This window comes from Pseudoalteromonas sp. S4492, assembly GCF_005886115.1.
Lineage (GTDB): Bacteria > Pseudomonadota > Gammaproteobacteria > Enterobacterales > Alteromonadaceae > Pseudoalteromonas > Pseudoalteromonas gelatinilytica.
This window is the reverse complement of the sequence record NZ_PNCP01000382.1, coordinates 1-226: the sequence shown is the minus strand read 5'-3', so window position 1 is coordinate 226 and position 226 is coordinate 1. Positions and strand designations below refer to the sequence as shown.

General features: G+C 48.7%; 1 protein-coding gene. It reads left to right on the top strand.

From position 1 onward, the window contains the following. The coding region (locus tag CWC28_RS22480; RefSeq protein ID WP_212746848.1) for a hypothetical protein at positions 1-212 on the top strand (212 nt) is incomplete at its 5' end. Positions 213-226 lie beyond the last annotated feature (14 nt).

Here is a 226-nt window from a genome sequence, read left to right as displayed (position 1 = left end):
CGCAGCCGCTCCTGCCAGCTGGCCAAGTCCTGGGGGCTGTCGTAGTACTGGAGGAACTCACGTTCAAATCGCTCAAGAATCTGCTCCGCGCGATCTGCTCCCTGATTTTGAGAGGAAAAAATAGTGAGGCTAAGGCAAATAAGGAAGCCGACAACAAAATGGAGGATACGCAACACTTTTATCTCTCTTATTTTTGTGAGTGGATCTCGTAATGATCAGTCTCGAT